The 18,940-nt window shown below is 72.4% G+C and carries 15 protein-coding genes; 11 read left to right on the top strand and 4 right to left on the bottom strand.

Features of this window, described 5'->3' with window-relative positions:
• Window positions 1-167: 167 nt before the first annotated feature.
• The 9 genes from ABD879_RS22950 to ABD879_RS22910 all read left to right on the top strand — a co-directional run bounded on the left by ABD879_RS22950 (window position 168) and on the right by ABD879_RS22910 (window position 10,739).
• Window positions 168-1,214: a LacI family DNA-binding transcriptional regulator gene (locus tag ABD879_RS22950; RefSeq protein WP_345023622.1), complete on the top strand. Its 1,047-nt coding sequence runs from the start codon at window positions 168-170 to the stop codon at window positions 1,212-1,214.
• Between the two features lie 101 nt (window positions 1,215-1,315).
• Entirely contained in the window at window positions 1,316-2,491 is a 1,176-nt protein-coding gene (locus ABD879_RS22945) for a mandelate racemase/muconate lactonizing enzyme family protein (protein ID WP_345023621.1), read from the top strand.
• Window positions 2,488-3,495 carry a zinc-dependent alcohol dehydrogenase gene (locus ABD879_RS22940; protein ID WP_345023620.1) on the top strand — a complete coding sequence of 336 codons (1,008 nt, stop codon included), beginning with the start codon at window positions 2,488-2,490 and terminating at the stop codon, window positions 3,493-3,495. Before ABD879_RS22945 ends, ABD879_RS22940 begins: the two co-directional genes overlap by 4 nt.
• Window positions 3,496-3,553: 58 nt before the next feature.
• On the top strand, window positions 3,554-4,537 hold the full coding sequence (locus tag ABD879_RS22935) for a hypothetical protein (protein WP_345023619.1): 984 nt from the start codon (window positions 3,554-3,556) through the stop codon (window positions 4,535-4,537).
• 120 nt (window positions 4,538-4,657) lie between these two features.
• Entirely contained in the window at window positions 4,658-5,791 is a 1,134-nt protein-coding gene (gene chvE, locus ABD879_RS22930) for a multiple monosaccharide ABC transporter substrate-binding protein (protein ID WP_345023618.1), read from the top strand.
• A 25-nt stretch (window positions 5,792-5,816) separates the two neighbouring features.
• The gene (mmsA, locus tag ABD879_RS22925; RefSeq protein WP_345023617.1) at window positions 5,817-7,376 is read left to right on the top strand and encodes a multiple monosaccharide ABC transporter ATP-binding protein; all 1,560 of its coding nucleotides are present in this window, start codon (window positions 5,817-5,819) and stop codon (window positions 7,374-7,376) included.
• Between the two features lie 13 nt (window positions 7,377-7,389).
• The gene (gene mmsB, locus ABD879_RS22920) at window positions 7,390-8,664 is read left to right on the top strand and encodes a multiple monosaccharide ABC transporter permease (RefSeq protein WP_285495271.1); all 1,275 of its coding nucleotides are present in this window, start codon (window positions 7,390-7,392) and stop codon (window positions 8,662-8,664) included.
• 81 nt (window positions 8,665-8,745) lie between these two features.
• The gene (locus tag ABD879_RS22915) at window positions 8,746-9,921 is read left to right on the top strand and encodes an aldose epimerase family protein (protein ID WP_345023616.1); all 1,176 of its coding nucleotides are present in this window, start codon (window positions 8,746-8,748) and stop codon (window positions 9,919-9,921) included.
• Window positions 9,918-10,739, top strand: a complete 822-nt coding sequence (locus ABD879_RS22910; RefSeq protein ID WP_345023615.1) for an SMP-30/gluconolactonase/LRE family protein — start codon at window positions 9,918-9,920, stop codon at window positions 10,737-10,739. The genes ABD879_RS22915 and ABD879_RS22910 overlap by 4 nt, the downstream gene beginning before the upstream one ends.
• 47 nt (window positions 10,740-10,786) lie before the next feature.
• On the opposite strand, the gene ABD879_RS22905 is transcribed toward ABD879_RS22910, so the two are convergent.
• From ABD879_RS22905 to ABD879_RS22895, 3 genes are all read right to left on the bottom strand, one after another.
• The gene (locus ABD879_RS22905) at window positions 10,787-11,074 is read right to left on the bottom strand and encodes a hypothetical protein (RefSeq protein ID WP_345023614.1); all 288 of its coding nucleotides are present in this window, start codon (window positions 11,072-11,074) and stop codon (window positions 10,787-10,789) included.
• Window positions 11,071-11,352, bottom strand: coding sequence for a hypothetical protein (locus ABD879_RS22900; RefSeq protein ID WP_345023613.1), 282 nt, complete (start codon window positions 11,350-11,352; stop codon window positions 11,071-11,073). Before ABD879_RS22900 ends, ABD879_RS22905 begins: the two co-directional genes overlap by 4 nt.
• Window positions 11,353-11,508: 156 nt before the next feature.
• Window positions 11,509-12,144, bottom strand: a complete 636-nt coding sequence (locus ABD879_RS22895; protein ID WP_345023612.1) for a hypothetical protein — start codon at window positions 12,142-12,144, stop codon at window positions 11,509-11,511.
• Between the two features lie 631 nt (window positions 12,145-12,775).
• Between ABD879_RS22895 and ABD879_RS22890 the strand changes: the two genes are divergently transcribed.
• Together ABD879_RS22890 and ABD879_RS22885 are read left to right on the top strand one after the other, a co-directional pair.
• Window positions 12,776-14,080, top strand: a complete 1,305-nt coding sequence (locus ABD879_RS22890) for a hypothetical protein (RefSeq protein WP_345023611.1) — start codon at window positions 12,776-12,778, stop codon at window positions 14,078-14,080.
• A gap of 12 nt (window positions 14,081-14,092) precedes the next feature.
• Window positions 14,093-14,983, top strand: coding sequence for a transporter substrate-binding domain-containing protein (locus ABD879_RS22885; RefSeq protein WP_345023610.1), 891 nt, complete (start codon window positions 14,093-14,095; stop codon window positions 14,981-14,983).
• Window positions 14,984-15,067: 84 nt separating this feature from the next.
• Here the strand turns inward: ABD879_RS22885 and ABD879_RS22880 are convergent, their stop codons facing one another.
• Window positions 15,068-18,856, bottom strand: a complete 3,789-nt coding sequence (locus ABD879_RS22880; RefSeq protein WP_345023609.1) for a glycoside hydrolase family 2 TIM barrel-domain containing protein — start codon at window positions 18,854-18,856, stop codon at window positions 15,068-15,070.
• Window positions 18,857-18,940: the final 84 nt, after the last annotated feature.

Raw genomic sequence — 18,940 nt, 5'->3', positions numbered from 1 at the left:
GGCGGCGCCCGGGGCCGCACCCGGACGCGGGCGCCGGCGGGGCGCGGGCGGGCGTCGCACCGCTCCGAGATTCGGATGTTGGCGCTATCAGGGGTTTCTCCAGGGGTATTGACAGCTCGTTTCGTTAGCGCAAACATTCGGGGACACCCCGAAGTGAAGGAGATCACGTGACAGCCGCCACACCCCCGCCCGCCCGGCCCCGCGCCGCGGTGATGGAGGACGTGGCCGCCCTGGCGGGCGTGTCGGCCATGACCGTCTCGCGGGTGCTCAACTCCCCCGAGAAGGTGCGGCCGCAGACCCGCGCCAGGGTGCTGGCGGCCATGCGGGAGCTGGACTACCGGCCCAACTCCGCCGCCCGCGTGCTGGCCACCGGCCGGTCCGGGGTGCTGGGCGTGGTCAGCTTCGACACCACCCTGTACGGTCCGGCGTCCATGCTGTACAGCATCGAGCGGGCCGCCCGCGGCGCCGACTACTCGGTCAACATCGCCAGCCTGAGCACGCTGACCCCGCGCGCCATCGAGGACGGGGTGGAGCGGCTGCGCGGGCAGTCGGTGGACGGCGTGGTGATCATCGCGCCGCACCAGTCGGCGGCCGAGGGGCTGCGGCGGCTGCCGCCGGACTTCCCGGTGGTCGTGGTCGGCGTGGGCGACGACGTGCCGGCGCCGGTGGCGGTGGTCGACCACCGGGCGGGCGCGGCCCGGGTGGTGCGGCACCTGCTCAGCCTCGGCCACGAGACGGTGTGGCACATCGCCGGGCCGGCCGACTGGATCGACGGCAGCGCGCGCGTCGACGGCTGGCGCGCGGTGCTGACCGAGCACGGCCGGGAGGTCCCCGAGCCGCTGAGCGGCGACTGGAGCGCCCGGTCCGGCTACGAGCAGGGCCGGCGGCTGGCCGCCGACCCGGACGTGACCGCGGTGTTCGCCGCCAACGACCCGATGGCGCTCGGCCTGCTGCGCGCGCTGCGCGAGGCGGGTCGGCGCGTCCCCGAGGAGGTGAGCGTGGTGGGCTTCGACGATGTGCCGGAGGCGCCCTACTTCGCGCCCCCGCTGACCAGCGTCCGCCAGCCGTTCGGCGAGGTGGGCCGGCACGCCTTCCAGCTGCTGCTGGAGCGCATCGACGGCACCCCGCCGCCGGAGGGCGCGGGCTTCCCGCGCCGCACCGTGGAGCCCGAGCTGGTGGTGCGGGAGAGCACCGCCGCGCCGCCGGGGCGCTGACCGGGAACGACGCTACGGAGGGGAGATCGGTGCCGGGCATGATGTTAGCGCTACCACCAACAAGCGCTTGACCAAGATCGCCGCGAACAGGAAGACAGGCCGTGCGCATCACCAAGATCGAGACCCATGTCGTGGGCACCCCGTGGCGGAACCTGACCTTCGTGACCGTCCACACCGACGAGGGCCTCACCGGAGTGGGCGAGACCCGCATGCTCGGGCACACCGACGCCCTGCTGGGCTACCTGGCCGAGGCCGAACGCCGGCACATCGTCGGCTCCGACCCCTTCGACCGGGAGGACCTGGTCCACCGGATGAAGTACGGCGACTTCGGCCGGGCCGGCGAGATCGTCATGTCCGGCATCGCCTGCATCGAGATGGCGTGCTGGGACATCGTCGGCAAGGCCCTCGGCCAGCCGGTCTGGCGGCTGCTGGGCGGGCGGGTCCGCGACCGCGTCAAGGCGTACGCCAACGGCTGGTACACCGTCCACCGCTCCCCCGACGAGTTCCACGCCGCCGCCAAGAAGGTCGTCGAGCGCGGCTACCGGGCGCTCAAGCTCGACCCGTTCGGCGCGGGCCGCATGGAGCTCGACCACGAGGAGACCATGCGGTCGATCGCGCTGGTCGAGGCGGTGCGCGACGCCATCGGCCCCGACTGCGAACTGCTGGTGGAGATGCACGGCCGCTTCTCCCCCGCGACCGCGATCCGGCTCGCCGAGCTGCTGGAGCCGTACGCGCCGAGCTGGCTGGAGGAGCCCGTCCCGCCGGAGAACCTCAAGGCCCTGGCCAAGGTCTCCGCGCACACCGGGCTGCCGATCGCCACCGGCGAGCGCATCCACGACCGGTTCGAGTTCCGCGAGCTGTTCGAGCGGCAGGCGGCCGACATCGTGCAACCGGACGTCGGGCACTTCGGCGGCATCGCCGAGGTGCGCAAGCTGGCCGCCACCGCCGAGACGCACTACGTGCAGGTCGCGCCGCACAACGTGGGCGGGCCGGTGCTCACCGCGGCGACCCTGCAGCTGGGCGCGTGCGTGCCCAACTTCAAGATCCTGGAGCACTTCAACGACTTCGCCGACGCCCCGATCAAGAAGGTCGCGGCCGGCGCGCCGGAGGTGGTCGACGGCTACTTCGCGCTGCCGGAGCGGCCCGGGCTGGGCGTCGAGCTCGACCTGGACGCGGTCGCCGAGTTCCCCCGCCAGAACGCCGACTTCGACCTGTTCGCCGAGGACTGGCACCTGCGCCGGGGCACCGGACCCGACTCGCGGAAGGCGCGCTCATGAGCAGATCACTGGTGGTCGAGGAACCGCGCCGCTCGCGCCTGGTCGTCGGCGACGTGCCCGAGCCCGGACCGGGCGAGGCGCTGGTCCGGGTGGCCGCCGCCGGGCTGTGCGGCAGCGACCGCGAACTGTTCGAGGGCGCCCGCCCCGCCGGCTTCTGCGCCTACCCGATCGTCCCGGGCCACGAATGGTCGGGCACGGTCGCCGGGGTCGGCCCCGACGTGGACGAGGCGCTGGTCGGCGCCCGGGTCGTCGGCGAGGGGTTCCGCGGCTGCCTGGTGTGCGGGCCGTGCCGCAACGGCGCGCCCAACCTGTGCGCCTCCGGCTACGACGAGACCGGGTTCACCCGTCCGGGCGCGTTCGCCGACCACCTGCTGGTGCCCGCGCGGCTGCTGCACGTGCTGGCGCCGGACGCGGACCTGCGCGCCGCGGCCCTGCTGGAACCGGCCGCGGTGATCGCCGCGGCGGTCCGGTACGCGGCGCTGCGGCCCGGCGAGACGGCCGCGGTGGTCGGCGCCGGCACGCTCGGCATGCTGGCGCTGCAGCTGCTGGCGGCCGCGTCCCAGGCCCGGCTGGCGGCGATCGACCCGCGCGCCGAACGCGGCGAGCCCGCGCTGGCGGCGGGCGCCACCGTCTTCCACCGGCCGGGCGAGGCCGCCGAGGAGTCCTTCGACGTGGTCGTGGAGACGGCGGGCGCGCCCGGCACCGGGCACGCGGCGGTGGCGCTGGCCCGCCGCGGCGGGCGGGTGGTCGTCACCGGCATCCCCGGCGACCCGTCCGACGCCGTGCCGACCGCGCTGCTGGTCACCCGCGCCCTCACCCTGCACACGGTGTTCGGCGCGGGCCCGGCCGACTGGGCGTACGCGGTGCGCGCGTTCGACAGCGGCGTGCTGCGGCCCGCCGGCCTGGTCACCCACGAGCTGCCGCTGGCCGACTTCGAGAAGGCGCTCGCGCTGAGCGCCTCGCCCGGCGCCGGAAAGGTGCTGCTCCGCCCCGACGCGACATGACCGCCCCGATGACACGTCCGATATCCGCTTTCGAGTACTTGCAGAGGTGAATCCCCTGATGGACGGACCCGACGCCCGCCCGCGGCTGCCCGGCGAGCACGCGCTCGGCGAGCTGGGATTCCCGCCGCGGGCCGAGACCGTGCCGGGCTCGGCCCGCGCCTTCCCCGACGGCGGCACGTGGCGCACCGAGCTGCCGTCGTGCGAGGGCCCGGCCGTGCTGGCGGCGGTGCTGGAGGAGAGCGAGCGCCTGGACGTGCCGCTGCACCGCATCAGCCAGGGGTCGGGCGTGTGGATGCTGACCGACGCCGAGATCTCCGAGATGGTCGCCGCCTGCCGCGAGCGGGACATCGAGCTGTGCCTGTTCCTCGGCCCGCGCGGCTCGTGGGAGCCGGGCGGCGGGTCGCGCACCTACCCGACGGCGGGGCCGCGCGCCCGCGGCCGCGACCAGCTCGCCCAGTGCGTGGCGGAGGCCGAGCGGGCCGTCGCGCTCGGCGTGCCGTCGCTGCTGGTCGCCGACGAGGGCGTGCTGTGGACGCTGCACCGCATGCGCGCCGCCGGCCGGCTGCCCGCCGACGTCACGTTCAAGGTGTCGGCGCTGGTCGGGCCGGTGAACCCGGCGTCCTACCAGGTGTGGGAGCACCTGGGCGCCGACTCGGTCAACGTGCCCAGCGACCTGACGCTCGCGCAGATCGCCGAGATCCGCGCGGTCAGCGCCGCGCCGATGGACTTCTACGTCGAGGCGCCCGACGACCTCGGCGGGTTCGTCCGCCTGTACGACGCGGCGGAGCTGATCCGCTGCGGCGCCCCCATCTACCTGAAGTTCGGGCTGCGCAACGCCGCCCCGATCTACCCGGTCGGCCGCCACCTGCGGCAGCTGGCGGTGGACAGCGGGCGGGAGCGGGTGCGGCGCGGCCGCCTGGTCCTGGACACCCTGGCCCGGCTCGGCGCCGGCGCCGGGATGTCGCCGCCCGGCTCCCGGGCCCCGGGGCCGCTGGAGCGGTTCCCGGTCGCCGGCGCCGCCGCGCCGCTCACCGCCTCCTGACCCGCCGAACCCCCTGATCCGCCGAACCCCCCTGACCCACCGAGCCCTCTCCCCATCCCCGAGCACCGCCCCGCCGCGCACCCGGCGCGAGCGGGCGGCCCCCACCCCGGAGGAGTAACCATGAGAATCGGGCGCATCGCTACGGTCCTCTCCGCCTTCGCCCTCACCGCGTCGCTGACCGCCTGCGGGTCCAGCGAGAAGACGATCGACAAGGAGGCCAGGTCCGCCGACAACTCCGGCGCGCTGATCGGCGTCACCATGCCGACCCGCTCGTCGGAACGCTGGATCTCCGACGGCGACAACCTCAAGAAAGGGCTGGAGAAGCTCGGCTACAAGGTGGACCTGCAGTACGCCGAGGACAACATCCCCACGCAGGTCAACCAGCTGGAGAACCAGATCACCAAGGGCGCCAAGCTGCTGATCATCGCCTCCATCGACGGCACCACGCTGACCACCCAGCTGCAGCAGGCCGCCGACAACGGCATCAAGGTGATCGCCTACGACCGGCTGATCCGCAACAGCCCGAACGTCGACTACTACGCCACGTTCGACAACTACAAGGTCGGCGTGCAGCAGGCGACCTCGCTGCTGGTGGGGTTGAAGGTGAAGAACCCCGACGGCTCGGAGGGCTCGGCCAAGGGGCCGTTCAACATCGAGCTGTTCGCCGGCTCGCCCGACGACAACAACGCCACGTTCTTCTACAACGGCGCGATGTCGGTGCTCAAGCCGTACATCGACAAGGGCGTGCTGAAGGTCAAGAGCGGCCAGACCGACTTCAAGACCATCGCGATCCTGCGCTGGGACCCGGCCACCGCGCAGAAGCGCATGGAGGACCTGCTCACCAACGCCTACCGCGACGGGTCGAAGGTGCACGGCGTGCTGTCGCCGTACGACGGGCTGTCCATCGGCATCCTGTCGGCCCTCAAGAGCAACGGCTACGGCACCTCCGGCCAGCCGTACCCGGTGGTGACCGGGCAGGACGCCGAGGTCGCCTCGGTCAAGTCGATCCTGGCCGGCGAGCAGTACTCCACCATCTTCAAGGACACCCGCAAGCTGGCGGACGAGACCGTGAAGATGGCCGACACCGTGCTCAAGGGCGGCAAGCCGACGGTCAACAACACCAAGGACTACGACAACGGCAACAAGGTCGTGCCGTCCCAGCTGCTGGAGCCGGTCATCGTGACCAAGGAGAACGTCAAGGCGGCGCTGGTCGACACCGGCTACTACACCGCGGACAAAGTCGGCCTGAAGTGACCGGCGCGACCGACAGGAATCCGACATGACCGACGACATCCTCCGGATGCAGGGCATCACCAAGCGGTTCCCCGGGGTCAACGCCCTGACCGGCGTCGATCTGACGGTGCGGCGCGGTGAGATCCACGCGATCTGCGGGGAGAACGGCGCGGGCAAGTCCACGCTGATGAAGGTGCTGTCGGGGGTGTACCCGCACGGCTCGTACGACGGGGAGATCCTCTTCGACGGCGAGCCGTGCCGGTTCTCCGGCATCCGCGACAGCGAGGAGCGCGGCATCGTCATCATCCACCAGGAGCTGGCGCTGTGCCCGCAGCTGTCCATCGCCGAGAACATCTTCCTCGGCAACGAGCGCGCCCGCCGGCGCGGGCTGCTCGGCGGCCTCATCGACTGGAACCACACCAACCACGAGGCCGCCCAGCTGCTGGAGCGGGTGGGGCTGCCGGAGAACCCGGTCACCCCGATCGCCGAACTCGGCGTGGGCAAGCAGCAGCTCGTGGAGATCGCCAAGGCGCTGTCCAAGAAGGTGAAGCTGCTGATCCTGGACGAGCCCACGGCCGCGCTCAACGACGAGGACTCGGCGCACCTGCTGGACCTGGTGCGCGGCCTGCGCGACGACGGCATCACCAGCGTGATCATCTCGCACAAGCTCAACGAGGTGCTGGCGATCGCCGACTCGATCAGCATCCTGCGCGACGGGCGCATGATCGAGACGATGGACGCCAAGGCCGACGGCGTCACCGAGGACCGGATCATCACCGGGATGGTGGGCCGCGACCTGGAGCACCGCTACCCGCCGCGGGAGCCGCGGATCGGCGCGGAGGTGCTGCGGATCGAGGACTGGACGGTGCACAGCCCGTCCCAGCACGACCGCAAGGTGGTGGACGGGGCGTCGCTGACGCTGCGCCGCGGCGAGATCGTCGGGCTGGCGGGGCTGATGGGCGCGGGCCGCACCGAGCTGGCGATGAGCGTGTTCGGCCGCTCGTACGGGGTCGGCGCGTCCGGGCGCGTCCTGAAGGACGGCCGGCCGATCGACGTGCGCACGGTGCAGGACGCCATCCGGCACGGCATCGCCTACGCCACCGAGGACCGCAAGCGCTACGGGCTCAACCTGATCGAGGACATCAAGCGCAACATCTCGGCGGCCGGGCTGCCGCGGCTGGCCACCCGCGGCTGGGTGGACGGCAACGAGGAGTACCGGGTCGCCGACGAGTTCCGCGCGAGCCTGAACATCAAGGCGCCGGACGTCGGCGCGGTCACCGGCAAGCTCAGCGGCGGCAACCAGCAGAAGGTCGTGCTGTCCAAGTGGATCTTCACCGATCCGGACGTGCTGATCCTGGACGAGCCGACCCGCGGCATCGACGTGGGCGCCAAGTACGAGATCTACTCGATCATCAACCGGCTGGCCGGGGAGGGGAAGGCGATCCTGCTGATCTCCTCCGAGCTGCCCGAGCTGCTGGGCATGTGCGACCGCATCTACACGATGTCGGCGGGCCGGATCACCGGCGAGGTGCCGCGCGCGGAGGCCACCCAGGAGCGCCTCATGTACCTGATGACCAAGGACAAGGAACAGGAGAGGGTTCGATGAGCGGGGGGCGTCCATGAGTCGTACCGCGTCCGCGAGCGCCGACGCCGGCGCGACCGCGAGCAAGACCGCCCCGGCGTCGTCCGGGCCGGGCAACGGCAGGTCGCTGTCACAGCTGACGATCAACGTCCGGCAGAGCGGCATCTACATCGCCTTCGCCCTGATCGTGGTGCTGTTCACGGTGCTGACCGGCGGAGACCTGCTGCAGCCGCAGAACATCTCCAACATCATCGTGCAGAACTCCTACATCCTGATCCTGGCGATCGGGATGATCCTGATCATCATCTCCGGGCACATCGACCTGTCGGTGGGGTCGGTGGTCGGCGTGACCGGCGGGATCGCCGCGGTGCTGATGGTCAACCACGATGTGGCGTGGCCGCTGGCGCTGCTGCTGACGCTGGCCGCGGGCGCCGCGATCGGAGCCTGGCAGGGCTACTGGATCGCCTACTTCGGCATCCCGTCGTTCATCGTGACGCTGGCGGGCATGCTGCTGTTCCGCGCGCTGACCCTGACCGTGCTGGGCAACCAGGGCATCGGCCCGTTCCCCGACGAGGTGCGTACGCTGTCCAACGGGTTCACCGAGGGCTACCTCGGCAACATCGGGCTCGGCGTGCTGGGCGGCGCGGACCTGTTCAGCCTGCTGGTCGGGATCGCCGTCGTGGCCGGGCTGGCGGTGGCGCAGTGGCGCACCCGCGCCGCGCGCCTGGGCTACCGGCAGACGGTCGACCCGCTCCCGGTGTTCGTGCTGAAGATCGCCGCCGCCGGTGTGCTGATCATGGCGGTGACGGTGCAGCTGGCCCGCTTCCACAACCTGCCGTGGGTGCTGGTGCTGCTGGCGGCGCTGGTGCTGGGCTACACGATCCTGACCAACCGGACGGTGTTCGGCCGCCGCATCTACGCGGTGGGCGGCAACCTGCAGGCGGCGCAGCTGTCCGGCGTCAAGGTCAAGTCGATCGTGTTCTGGCTGTTCGTGAACATGGGCGTGCTGTCCGCGCTGGCCGGGGTGATCTTCGCCGGGCGGCTCAACCAGGCGGGCCCGACCGCGGGCAACACCTTCGAGCTGGACGCGATCGCGGCGGCGTTCATCGGCGGCGCGGCCGTGCAGGGCGGCGTCGGCAAGGTGGTCGGCGCGATCACCGGCGGCCTGATCATGGGCGTGATCAACAACGGGATGTCGCTGATGGGCGCGCCGAGCGAGCGGGTGATGCTCGTCAAGGGCCTGGTGCTGCTGGCGGCCGTCGCGTTCGACGTGTGGACCAAGCGCCGCTCCGGCAGCCCGCTGCTGCGCTAGCCGCGCCCGCGCGGCGCCGCCGGGGCCGCGGCGCCGGATCCATGTCCTCGGGGGGTCAACGCATCACCTGAGAGGAGAAACATGAGGTTCCTACCGCCCCTCACGGGAGCCGCACTGCTGGTCGCCGCGATGGTGGCGGCGACGGGACCGGCGTCGGCGTCCCCCGGCGCCGCTCCCGCGCACACCGCCCCGAAGATCACCAAGGAGCCGTTCGGGAAGCTGCCGGACGGCACCGCGGTCGAGCGGTACACGCTGTCCAACGGCCGCGGCATGACCGTGCGGGTGCTGACCTACGGCGGCATCGTCCAGTCGCTGGAGGTGCCGGACCGGCGCGGCCGCACCGGCAACGTCGCCCTGGGCTTCAGCACCCTGGCCGGCTACCTCTCGCCGACGTACCAGGACGAGAACCCCTACTTCGGGGCCATCATCGGCCGGTACGGCAACCGCATCGGCAAGGCCCGCTTCACGCTGGACGGCAAGACGTACCGGCTCGGCGCCAACGACGGGGAGAACAGCCTGCACGGCGGCGACAAGGGCTTCGACGAGAAGGTCTGGAAGGCCGAACCCTCGCGCGACGGCGACGAGGTGTCGCTGCGGCTGTCCTACACCAGCGAGGACGGCGAGGAGGGCTACCCGGGCACGCTGGAGACCACCGTCACCTACACCGTCACGCCCAGGAACGAGCTGCGCATCGGCTACCGGGCCACGACCGACGCGCCCACCGTCGTCAACCTGACCAACCACACCTACTTCAACCTGGCGGGCGAGGGCTCCGGCAGCATCCTCGACCACAGGCTGCAGATCAACGCCTCCCGGTACACGCCGGTCGACTCGACGCTGATCCCCACCGGGGAGCTGGCGCCGGTGCGCGGCACCCCGTTCGACTTCACCCGCCCGCACACGATCGGCGAGCGCATCCGCGACGGCCACCCGCAGCTGGTGATCGGCCGCGGCTACGACCACAACTTCGTCCTGGACGGCCGGGGGCTGCGCAAGGCCGCCCGCGTCACCGAGCCGGTCTCCGGCCGGGTCATGGAGGTGCGCACCACCGAGCCCGGCCTGCAGTTCTACTCCGGTAACTTCCTGACCGGGCGCCTGGTCGGCACCAGTGGCCGCGCCTACCGGCAGGGCGACGGCTTCTGCCTGGAGACGCAGCACTTCCCCGACTCGCCCAACAAGCCGCGGTTCCCGTCCACGGTGCTGCGGCCCGGCCAGACCTACGACACCACCACCGTCTACTCCTTCTCCACCCTATGACCGACGTCGAGATCGCCCTCGCCCGGCGCGCCGCGCTGGGCGAGGGCCCCACGTGGGACACCGCCGCCGCCCGCCTGCTGTGGGTGGACATCCTCGCCTCCGAGGTGCACACCTACGACCCGTCCACCGGCACGGACACCGTCCGGTCCACCCCGCAGCACGTCGGCGCCGCCAAACCGCGCGCCTCCGGCGGCCTGGTCGTCAACCTGCGCGACGGCGTCGGGCTGTACGCGCCGGACGGCTCGTTCCGCTGGCTGGCCGAGTGGCCCGAGGACGGCTGCCGGGGCAACGACGCCGCCGTCGCCCCCGACGGCGTGCTGTGGGCGGGCACCATGCGCTACGACGAGGCCCCCGGCGGGGGCCGCCTGCGCCGGGTGACGCCCGAGGGCAAGGTCACCACCGTCCTGAACGACGTGACCATCAGCAACGGCCTCGCCTGGAGCCCCGACGGGCGCCTGATGTACTACGTGGACACGCCGACGCGCCGCATCGACGTGTTCCAGGGCGACGACCGCCGCGTGTTCACCCGCGTTCCCGGCCTGCCCGACGGCCTGACCGTGGACGCGGACGGGTGCGTGTGGGTGGCGCTGTGGGGCGGCGGCCGCGTCCTGCGCTACACCCCCGCAGGGGAGCTGGACCGCACCGTCGAGGTGCCCGCCCGGCAGACGACGGCGTGCGCGTTCGGCGGCCCGGACCTGCGCGACCTGTACATCACCACCGCCGCGACGGGCGCGCCCGACGACGACGCCCACGCCGGTTCGCTGTTCGTGCTGCCCGACGCGGGCCAGGGCCTGCCCAGCCCGGTCTTCCCCGCCTAGCCGCACGGTGCGGGCGCCGCCGGTTCCGCGCGGCGCCCGGCGGCGGGTCAGGGGAGCCAGGCGACGGTGGTGACGCGGAACTCGCGGATGTCGTCCAGGACGACGTACTCGTAGATCACGGGCCGGCCGGGCACGGTCGCGCTGTAGGCGACGGCGTCGCCGTCCATGCAGTGCCCCGGCGGAGGCCGTCCCTCGTCGATGGCGGCGCCGCCGCGCCGGGCGAGCTCCTTGAAGTGCTCGACCACCGAGTCGTGCAGCGGGGTCGGCATCGCCTCGATCTCCCCCGCGGCCTCCTCGGTGCAGAAGACGGTCCAGCCGCGCCGGGGCGCGGTCACCGCTCGGATTCGCCGCGCGGCTCCGGCAGCGGTACCAGGTTGCGCCCCGCCACCCCGTCGGCGTGGCGGCGGCGGCGGCCGGGCACCTGGTCGAGGACGGCGTCCAGCCACCAGCGCTCCAGCACGCCGTCCAGCTCGGGCCCCTGCTCGGCGGTCAGCACCTCGCCGTAGAACCTGGCGCGTTTCTCCCTGGTCAGCGCCTCGCCGATGGCCTTGATCGTGCGCGGGACCGGCCGCACCCGCCCGGCCCCGCCGGGCCCCTCGGGCTGTGCGCTCATGCCACTCCCGTCTCGTCGCGTCCCGTCTTCCCCGAGACGCTACAGCAGCGCGCCGACATCGTCCCCCCATCCCGTATCAGCCGGCGGCCCGGCCGCTCAACGCGCCGCGCCGACCGCGGCCGCATCCCCGCCGGCCACGGGCCGGCCAGGGGCCGCTCAGGGGTGGTCGGGAACGGCGCGCAGCGGCGGCCGGTCCTCCAGGAGCGGGCCGGCGTGCCCGCCGAGGACGGTGAACCACGCGGTGAACTCGTCCTCCTTCACCCGCGCGGCGAACCGGCGGTACTCGACGTCGGCCGGCGTCGGGTGATCGCGGATGACCTCGTCGTACACCCGCTCGGACACGGCGAACACCAGGTCGGCGCGGGAGTCGGCCAGGGCGCGCCGGACGGGTTGGGCGTTGATGAGCCGCGCGGCGTGGATCAGGGCGCGGCCGCTGACCCCCTGCTCGTCCCGGTACACCGGGCCGATGTGCAGGGCGCTGCGCAGCTGGATGCGGGCGGCGGGGCTGGCGCACTTGTTGTACCGCCGGATCTCCAGGTGCAGCCAGATCGGCAGGCCCTCGGCGAGGGCGAGGGCGGGGACGGTGGGCGGGAGCACGGCCAGCACGCCGTCGCCGTAGTCCTGCCGGTAGTAGACGGTGTGCGACACGGCGGCGCGGGCGAGGGCGCCGGAGACGATCTGGTAAAGCCCGCGCCGCACGGCCTGCTGGATGTCGGCGTCGCGGTCGAGGTGGCCGAAGCCCGCCACATCGAAGAACAGATGAGGGCAATACGTGCCGGAGATATCACCCATATTTGGATATCCCGGGAGTTGCGCGAAAGTCATGGAGTCGACCTCCTGCCTGCGAGAGTGCCCCTGGGGCGGGCGGGGCGCCGTGTCGGGGCCGGCCCGCCGGCCCCTGGTCCATCCGCCAGGCGCGGCGGCACCGGAGGCGGTGACGACGACGTAGGGGACGCCGTTGACGAAGACGCCGACGGTCTCGGTCCGCCGGGTCTGGTGAGAGCGGCCTTGCGGCGGTGCGCGGGTCCGGTGCGCCGCACGGCCGCCGGGCCGGGCCCGCGATGGCGGGTCGCAGCCCGGCTCGTGTTCCGGTCAGGACGTCCGGGGGTCGCCCGAGCCTGATCCCGCCGTTGAATGCGACGCTAGTCCGCGGTTCCGCAGGAGAGCAGCGCAATCCCCTTACTGATCCGGACACGCTTCCCCGAATATGGACGCCGTTATCCGCGGATAACGGCGCGACGACGGGCGCCACATGCGTCTCACATGATCTCCCGCCGTTCTACTTATTTGTACACATTCGGCCTGCCGGACGAGTTGTTCGCGCCGACTCCGCGCGCTCCCGGTTATCCTCGCTGACAGATAATGATTCCCGGACTTTCCCAAAGATCGGGTGTCCGGGAGAGGTCGGGAGGTGGCGGCGACCGTGCCCAGGCCGAAACGGGAGATCAAACCCTCGACGGTGCGTTTCATCGCGATGCTGCGCGCCCTCGACCTGGCGGTGATCTCCCACGGCGTGTCGCACGCGCAGCTGGAACGGCGGCTGTGCGACTGGCTGGCGCAGGGCCAGCAGGCCCAGGCGCGGCTCCGGGAGAACCCGGGAGACGCCGACCGGGAGCGGCTGACCGCCCTGGTCGCCCGGAAGAACGACGTCGAGCAGAGCGGCCTGGCCCGCACCGACGGCCGCCGGGCCAAGGCGGGCGGGCAGCGGATCGGCGAACTGGTCTCCGGGAAGTTCCCGGCGGGCCGGATGCCGCCGCGGCCCCGCGTCGAGGTGTGCGTCGCCGTGCTCCTGGAGTTCCTGGCGGAGAACGATAAGGAGGGCTTCCTCGCGGGAGAGTACGGGAGCCGCAGGTCGTGGCTGGAATGGTGGCGGCAGGCCGACCAAGGGCAGGAGCCCGACATCGGCGACGGGACGCTGACCGTCTGGGGGTATCTGCACACCGCGCTGGAGCAGCTGCGCCAGATCGGCGTCCACGCCGACGCGGACGTGCGGGTCGAGGAGCCCGCGTCCGCCGGCGTCTCCGCCCTGCTGGCCGAACGCGACCAGGCGCTGGCCCGGGCGCGGCAGGCCGAGAAGCTGCTGGACGAGGCCGCGGCCAGGGCCGACGCCGCCGAGGCCCGCGCCGACGCCGCCACCGCCAGGGCCGAGGAGGCGACCGCCGAGGCCGCGGCGGCCGCGGCGAAAGCGCAGGAGGAGGCGCGGGAACGCGAGCGGGCGCAGCGCCGGCGGGAGGAGGCGCACCGCCGCGCCGACCGGCTGCGGAAACGGGCGGCGGCCCTGGCCCTGCCCGTGGCCGCTCTCGGCGCGTGCGCAGGCGTCGCGGGTGACCGGCTGCTGCTCGCCGACCGGTCGACGCCGACCCGGACGGTGGAGTTCACCGTGCCCGCCCAGGATGTCACCGCGTCCCAGCAGCCGGTGTTCACCCTCGGCCGCGACCTGCCCGCGGGCACCGACTGGACGCTGCACATCCGGCTCACCGTGACCCCCACCGACCCGTTCTCGGGCTGCACATACGGGATGCGGATCACCGCCCACGCCGAGGCCGACGGGCGGCGGCTGGCCCCGTTCACCTCCCGTCCCGGGCAGACCGACATCCGCCGGGAGGTGCGCCTCGGCGGTCTCGGCGGCCGGGAACTGCGCCTGGTCGTCACCCGCGTGGCCGTCAATCCCCCGTCGTGCAAGGTTCGCCTGGACCCGTCGGGGTCGCGGGCGACGGCACCCGGTTGAACGAGGACCCCGATGCCATACCGCCCTGCCGTCCGCCTGGCAGCCGTGGCCGCGCTGCTGCCCCTTGCCGCCGCCGCGTGCTGCCACGGCGCCTCCGCGCCCGCGCCCGGTCCGTCCCGCGAACGGCTGTACGCGATGGACCGGGCCCTGCGCGTCGGCATCAAGGCCGACCAGCCGGGCATCGGGAAGTGCAACGCGGCGGGCAGCAAGTGCACCGGGCTCGACGTGGACATCGCGATCGAGATCGCCAAGGCGCTGCACGTCGAGCCGGTCTTCCAGCCCGTCGTCTCCGGCAACCGCGAGGAGCTGCTGCTGAACCGCGGCGTGGATCTGGTGATCGCCAGCTACTCCATCAGCGAGAAGCGGCTGAAGGTGATCGACTTCGCCGGGCCCTACCTGATCTCGGCGCAGGACACCCTGGTCCGCTCCGGCGACACGAGCATCACGGAGCTGGACGACCTCAAAGACAAGACCACCTGCGGGGCGGAGGGCTCCAGCTCGCCGCAGCGGCTGGCCCTGCGCTTCGGCGACCCCCGGGACAAGGGCAGAGCCTGGGCCGAGCGGCACCTGCGGTACGCCGACGGCTTCGGCGACTGCCTCCCGCTGCTGCTGGACGGCAGCGTCGACGCGGTGTCCACCGACGAGTCTATCCTGGCCGGGTTCGCCGCCGACCCGCGCTACAAGGGCAAGGTGCGGCTGCTCCACAAGCCGTTCCCCGGCCACCGCGAGAAGTACGGCATCGGCATGCGCAAGGGCGATGAGGCCGACCGCGCGTTGATCAACCGGACGCTGAACCGGATGATCCGGGACGGCCGCTGGGAGCGGATCGTCCGCAAGCACCTCGAGCTCGCCGCGCCCCACCTCCTGGCGCCCGAGAACCGCCCCGCCCCGCCCGTCGAGTGACGGCCCCGGCGGCCGCGGCCGCGTTCCGCCTCGCATGCGTCCGGCCGGGCCCCGCCCGGGGCACGGCCGGACGTTCGGCGCGGATCAGTTCAAGGTGCCGGTGCGGGCCTCCTTCGGGGTCAGGGGGCGAAGGATCGTGGTGTAGGTGTAGTCGCGGTCAGGGCGCACCTGGTACTCGGGGCGGACCGGGTTGGGGGTGTCGCCCACACCGGTGACGGCGTGGTCGACGTGCAGGGTGTTCCACCCCGGGTTGCGCTGGAGGGCGAACGGGTACAGGGCGCGGTCCAGGTCGTCGTACGGGGTGACGCCGACCTCCAGGTCGCCGCCCACCAGCAGCCCCGCGCGGCCGTCGGACAGCATGGCCCAGCGCACGTCGTCGTGGTTGCCGTGGTCCTGAGGCCGGTAGTAGTCGACGTACTGCTCGTCCACCGTGGAGGACCACACGCCCATGGGGGTGCCGTCCTTGCGGTCGTTGTAGTTCTCCACGGGGCCGCGCCCGTACCAGGCGAAGCGGTCGAAGCGGTCGGGCATCTTCACCGTGTAGCCGACGCGGGCCAGGTACGGCAGGGTGCGCGCGTCGCCCTGGGGGCTGACGTGGTGGGTCAGCTCGATCTGGCCGGAGCCGTCCACCTTGTAGGTGGTCGTCTGGTCGAACCAGGCGGTGTGGCCGGGCGCCTGGACGCGGCTTTCGATCTGCACCGTGGCCGTGGCGCCGGGCGTGGCGGTGACGGACGTCGGAGTCGTGACGAGGCGGTCGAGGCCCGCGCGGCGCCAGTTCTCGCCCTCGGCGTTGCCCCACGTGTAGGTCTCGTTGCTGATCGGGGGACGCCACACGTCCAGTTCGGGGCCCTTCTCGACGAGCTCGACGCCCTTGTAGCGCATCGAGGCGAGGGTGCCCGCGGACTTGTCGAAGACGTACCGGAAGTCGCGTCCGGTGACAACGACCTCCTTGTCGTTCTCGGCGGTGCGGACGGTGCCGGTGGCGGGCCTGCGGACGTTCGGCACCTTCGTCCCGCCCGCCGGGAACTGGCCGAACCCGACGACGTGGCCGGACCGCGCGTACCACTGGCGGTCCTTGAGGACGGCCTCGACGGTCAGCCACCGCTCGGCGCCGGACGGGTCGGCCGGCGGCGGCGGGACGGCCGCCCGCGTCGAACCGCCCGGGCCGAGCCGCAGCGGCGCGCTGCCGGAGCGCAGCACCCGGTCGCCCTCGGTGTAGCGCCAGCGCAGCTCCAGGTCCGAGGTGCCGGCGAAGACCCGCTCGCTGGCCACGGTGACGGTGTCGCCGGAGCGGGTGACGCGGATCGGCGAGTGCACCCAGGCGAGCTGGGCGGTCTCGGGCTGGACGTACCGGTCGGAGCCGACCAGGCCGTCGACGCCCGACAGGCTCTGCCCGTTGGACAGGAACGTGCCGCCGGTGTCGAACCGGTCGAAGTCGAGCGCCAGCGCCGCGTCCTGCTTCGGGTCGGCGCCGGACGCCAGCTCCTCGGCGGTCAGGGCGCGGGGGTAGACGCGGACCTGGTCGATGGTGCCCTTGGCGAACCGGCCGTGGTCGTTGTCCTGCATGGTCTCGGGGTTGCGGGCGATGTTCAGGTCGGCCGACGACCAGTCGATCTCCCCGCTGAACGGGACCTGCGCGGCCTCGCGTCCGTCCACGTAGAGGCGCACGGCGGTGCCGTCGTAGGTGCCGGTGACGCGGTGCCAGCGGTCGTACCAGTCGGCGGGCACGGGCGCGCGGACGGTGCGCCACGTGCCGCTGTGCACGAAGAACTCCAGGGTGTTCTCGTCGCTCATCTTCAGCGCCCACTGGTGGTCGCCCTTGGCGATCATCGTGAAGTCGCCGGTCCAGGGGCGCACCGGCTTGACCCACGCGTCGAGGGTGACGGCCTTGCCGGTGATGTCGAGCCGGCGGTCCCGGTAGACCTCGACGAAGTCGTCCAGACCGGAGAAGTAAAGCGCTTTCCCCTCATGCCCGTCGACGACCTTCGGGATGCCCTGGAGCCAGCTTTTGATCTTGTTCCCGGACGAATCCGGCGTGGTGGTGAGGGGATGCCGCATATTGGCCTCCGCCCAGTCCCAGATGAAGCCGCCCTGCACCTGCGGGTACTTGCGGACGACCTCCCAGAACTCGCGGAAGTTGCCGAGGCTGTTGCCCATCGCGTGGGCGTACTCCCCCATGATGATCGGCTTGGTGGTGGAGTTCGCCTGCTGCTCCAGCCGCGCCGGGGTCGGGTAGCGCGGCCCCCGCACGTGCGCGAACGGCGCGTCGCCGTCGGGCGAGTTGGACTGGTGGTACAGCGGCCGCGTCGGGTCGGTCGCGGCCGCGTACTCGGCCATCGCGGTGTGCGCGGCGCCGAGCCCGGCCTCGTTGCCGGTGTCCCACATCAGCACGCTGGGGTGGTTCTTGTCGCGGGCGAGCATCGCCTGGAACCGGTCGGCGAACGCCTTCTGCCATTCGGGCCGGTCGGCCAGGCAGTCGTCGGGCGCGGCCCGGTTGCAGTTCTCCCAGTTGTGGGTCTCGATGTCGACCTCGTCGTCGATCCACAGGCCGCGCCGGTCGGCCAGGTCGTACAGGTACGGGTCGGACGGGTAGTGCGCGGTGCGGATCGCGTTGATGTTGAGCCGCTTCATCAGCGCGACGTCGGATTCCATCCGCTCGCGGGTCTGGTGGCGCCCGGTGTCGGGGTCGGTCTCGGGGCGGTTGACGCCCTTGACGAGGATCCGCTTGCCGTTGACCAGCAGCCGCCGGTCCCTGACCTCGATCTCGCGGAAGCCGATCGTCTCGCCGGTGGTGTGCGTGACGCGGCCGTCCGGCCCGGCCAGTTCCAGGACGAGCGTGTAGAGGTTCGGTGTCTCGTCGGTCCACTTGGCGGGGTTCGCGACGTTCGCGCTGAGTTCGACCGTCGCGGTGCCGCCGGTGACCGCCGCCGTGCCGGAGAAGGTCTGCACGCGTCGGCCCCGGGGGTCGACGAGGGTGGCCTTGACGGTGTGGTCCCCCTGCTCGCCCTGCTTGCTGGCGAGTGTCACCGTGGCGTTGAGGGTGGCGTCGCGGTATGAGGCGTCCAGGTCGGTGGTGACGTAGGCGTCGCGCACGTAGGTCTTGGGCGTGGAGTAGACCCACACCGACCGGAAGATGCCGCTGTAGCGCCACTGGTCGACGTCCTCCAGGTACGACCCGGAGCTCCAGCGGTGCACCTGGACGGCGACGGTGTTGGCGCCCTTGCGCACGTGGTCGGTGACGTCGAACTCGGCGGGCGTGTAGCCGCCCTGGTCGTAGCCGACGTACCGGCCGTTCACCCACAGCAGGTACGCGCTGGTGACGCCCTCGAAGCGCAGGAAGACGCGGCGTCCGTCCCAGTCGGCGGGAATGTCGAAGCGCTTCACATACGCGCCCGTCGGGTTGACGTCCCTCGGCGTGCGGGGCGGGTCGTCCGGCACCATCTCGGTGGGGATGTTGCGGAAGATCGGGTGGTCGAGCCGGTCGCTCTGCCAGGTGTGCGGCACCTTCACCTTGGTCCAGCCGGAGGTGTCGTACCCCTCGCGGTAGAAGCCCTCGGGGACCTCGGCGGGGCGCTCGGCCATGGCGAGGCGCCACTCCCCGTCCAGGGAGCGCTCCCACTTGGAGCCGCGGGCGGCGATGGCGCCCTCGCGGTCGTCGTAGGGGTGCAGCACCGAGTGCGGCGGCTCCTGCCCCTCACCGGTCATCTCGGGGTCGTCGAGGTAGGTGTAGACGTCGGAAGGCGGCCCGGACGGCGGTCCGGACGGCGCGCCGTACGCGCCGACCGGAACCGCCGCCAGCCCGGTGGCGGCGAGCACGGCGGCCAGGACGGGCAGGAGCCGGGAGCGGATGCGGATACCCAGGGGTGGGGGCATGGGTCGCGGTGCCTCCTCTGGCGGTCCGGGCGCAGCCCCCTGACAACGCCCGAAACGGCGTTCTGACGGATTAGGTGAAGTCCC

This window comes from Actinomadura keratinilytica, assembly GCF_039539665.1.
In the GTDB taxonomy this organism is placed as follows: domain Bacteria; phylum Actinomycetota; class Actinomycetes; order Streptosporangiales; family Streptosporangiaceae; genus Spirillospora; species Spirillospora keratinilytica.
Note: the sequence above shows the minus strand (reverse complement) of the source record. Positions and strands in the feature narration are given on the sequence as shown.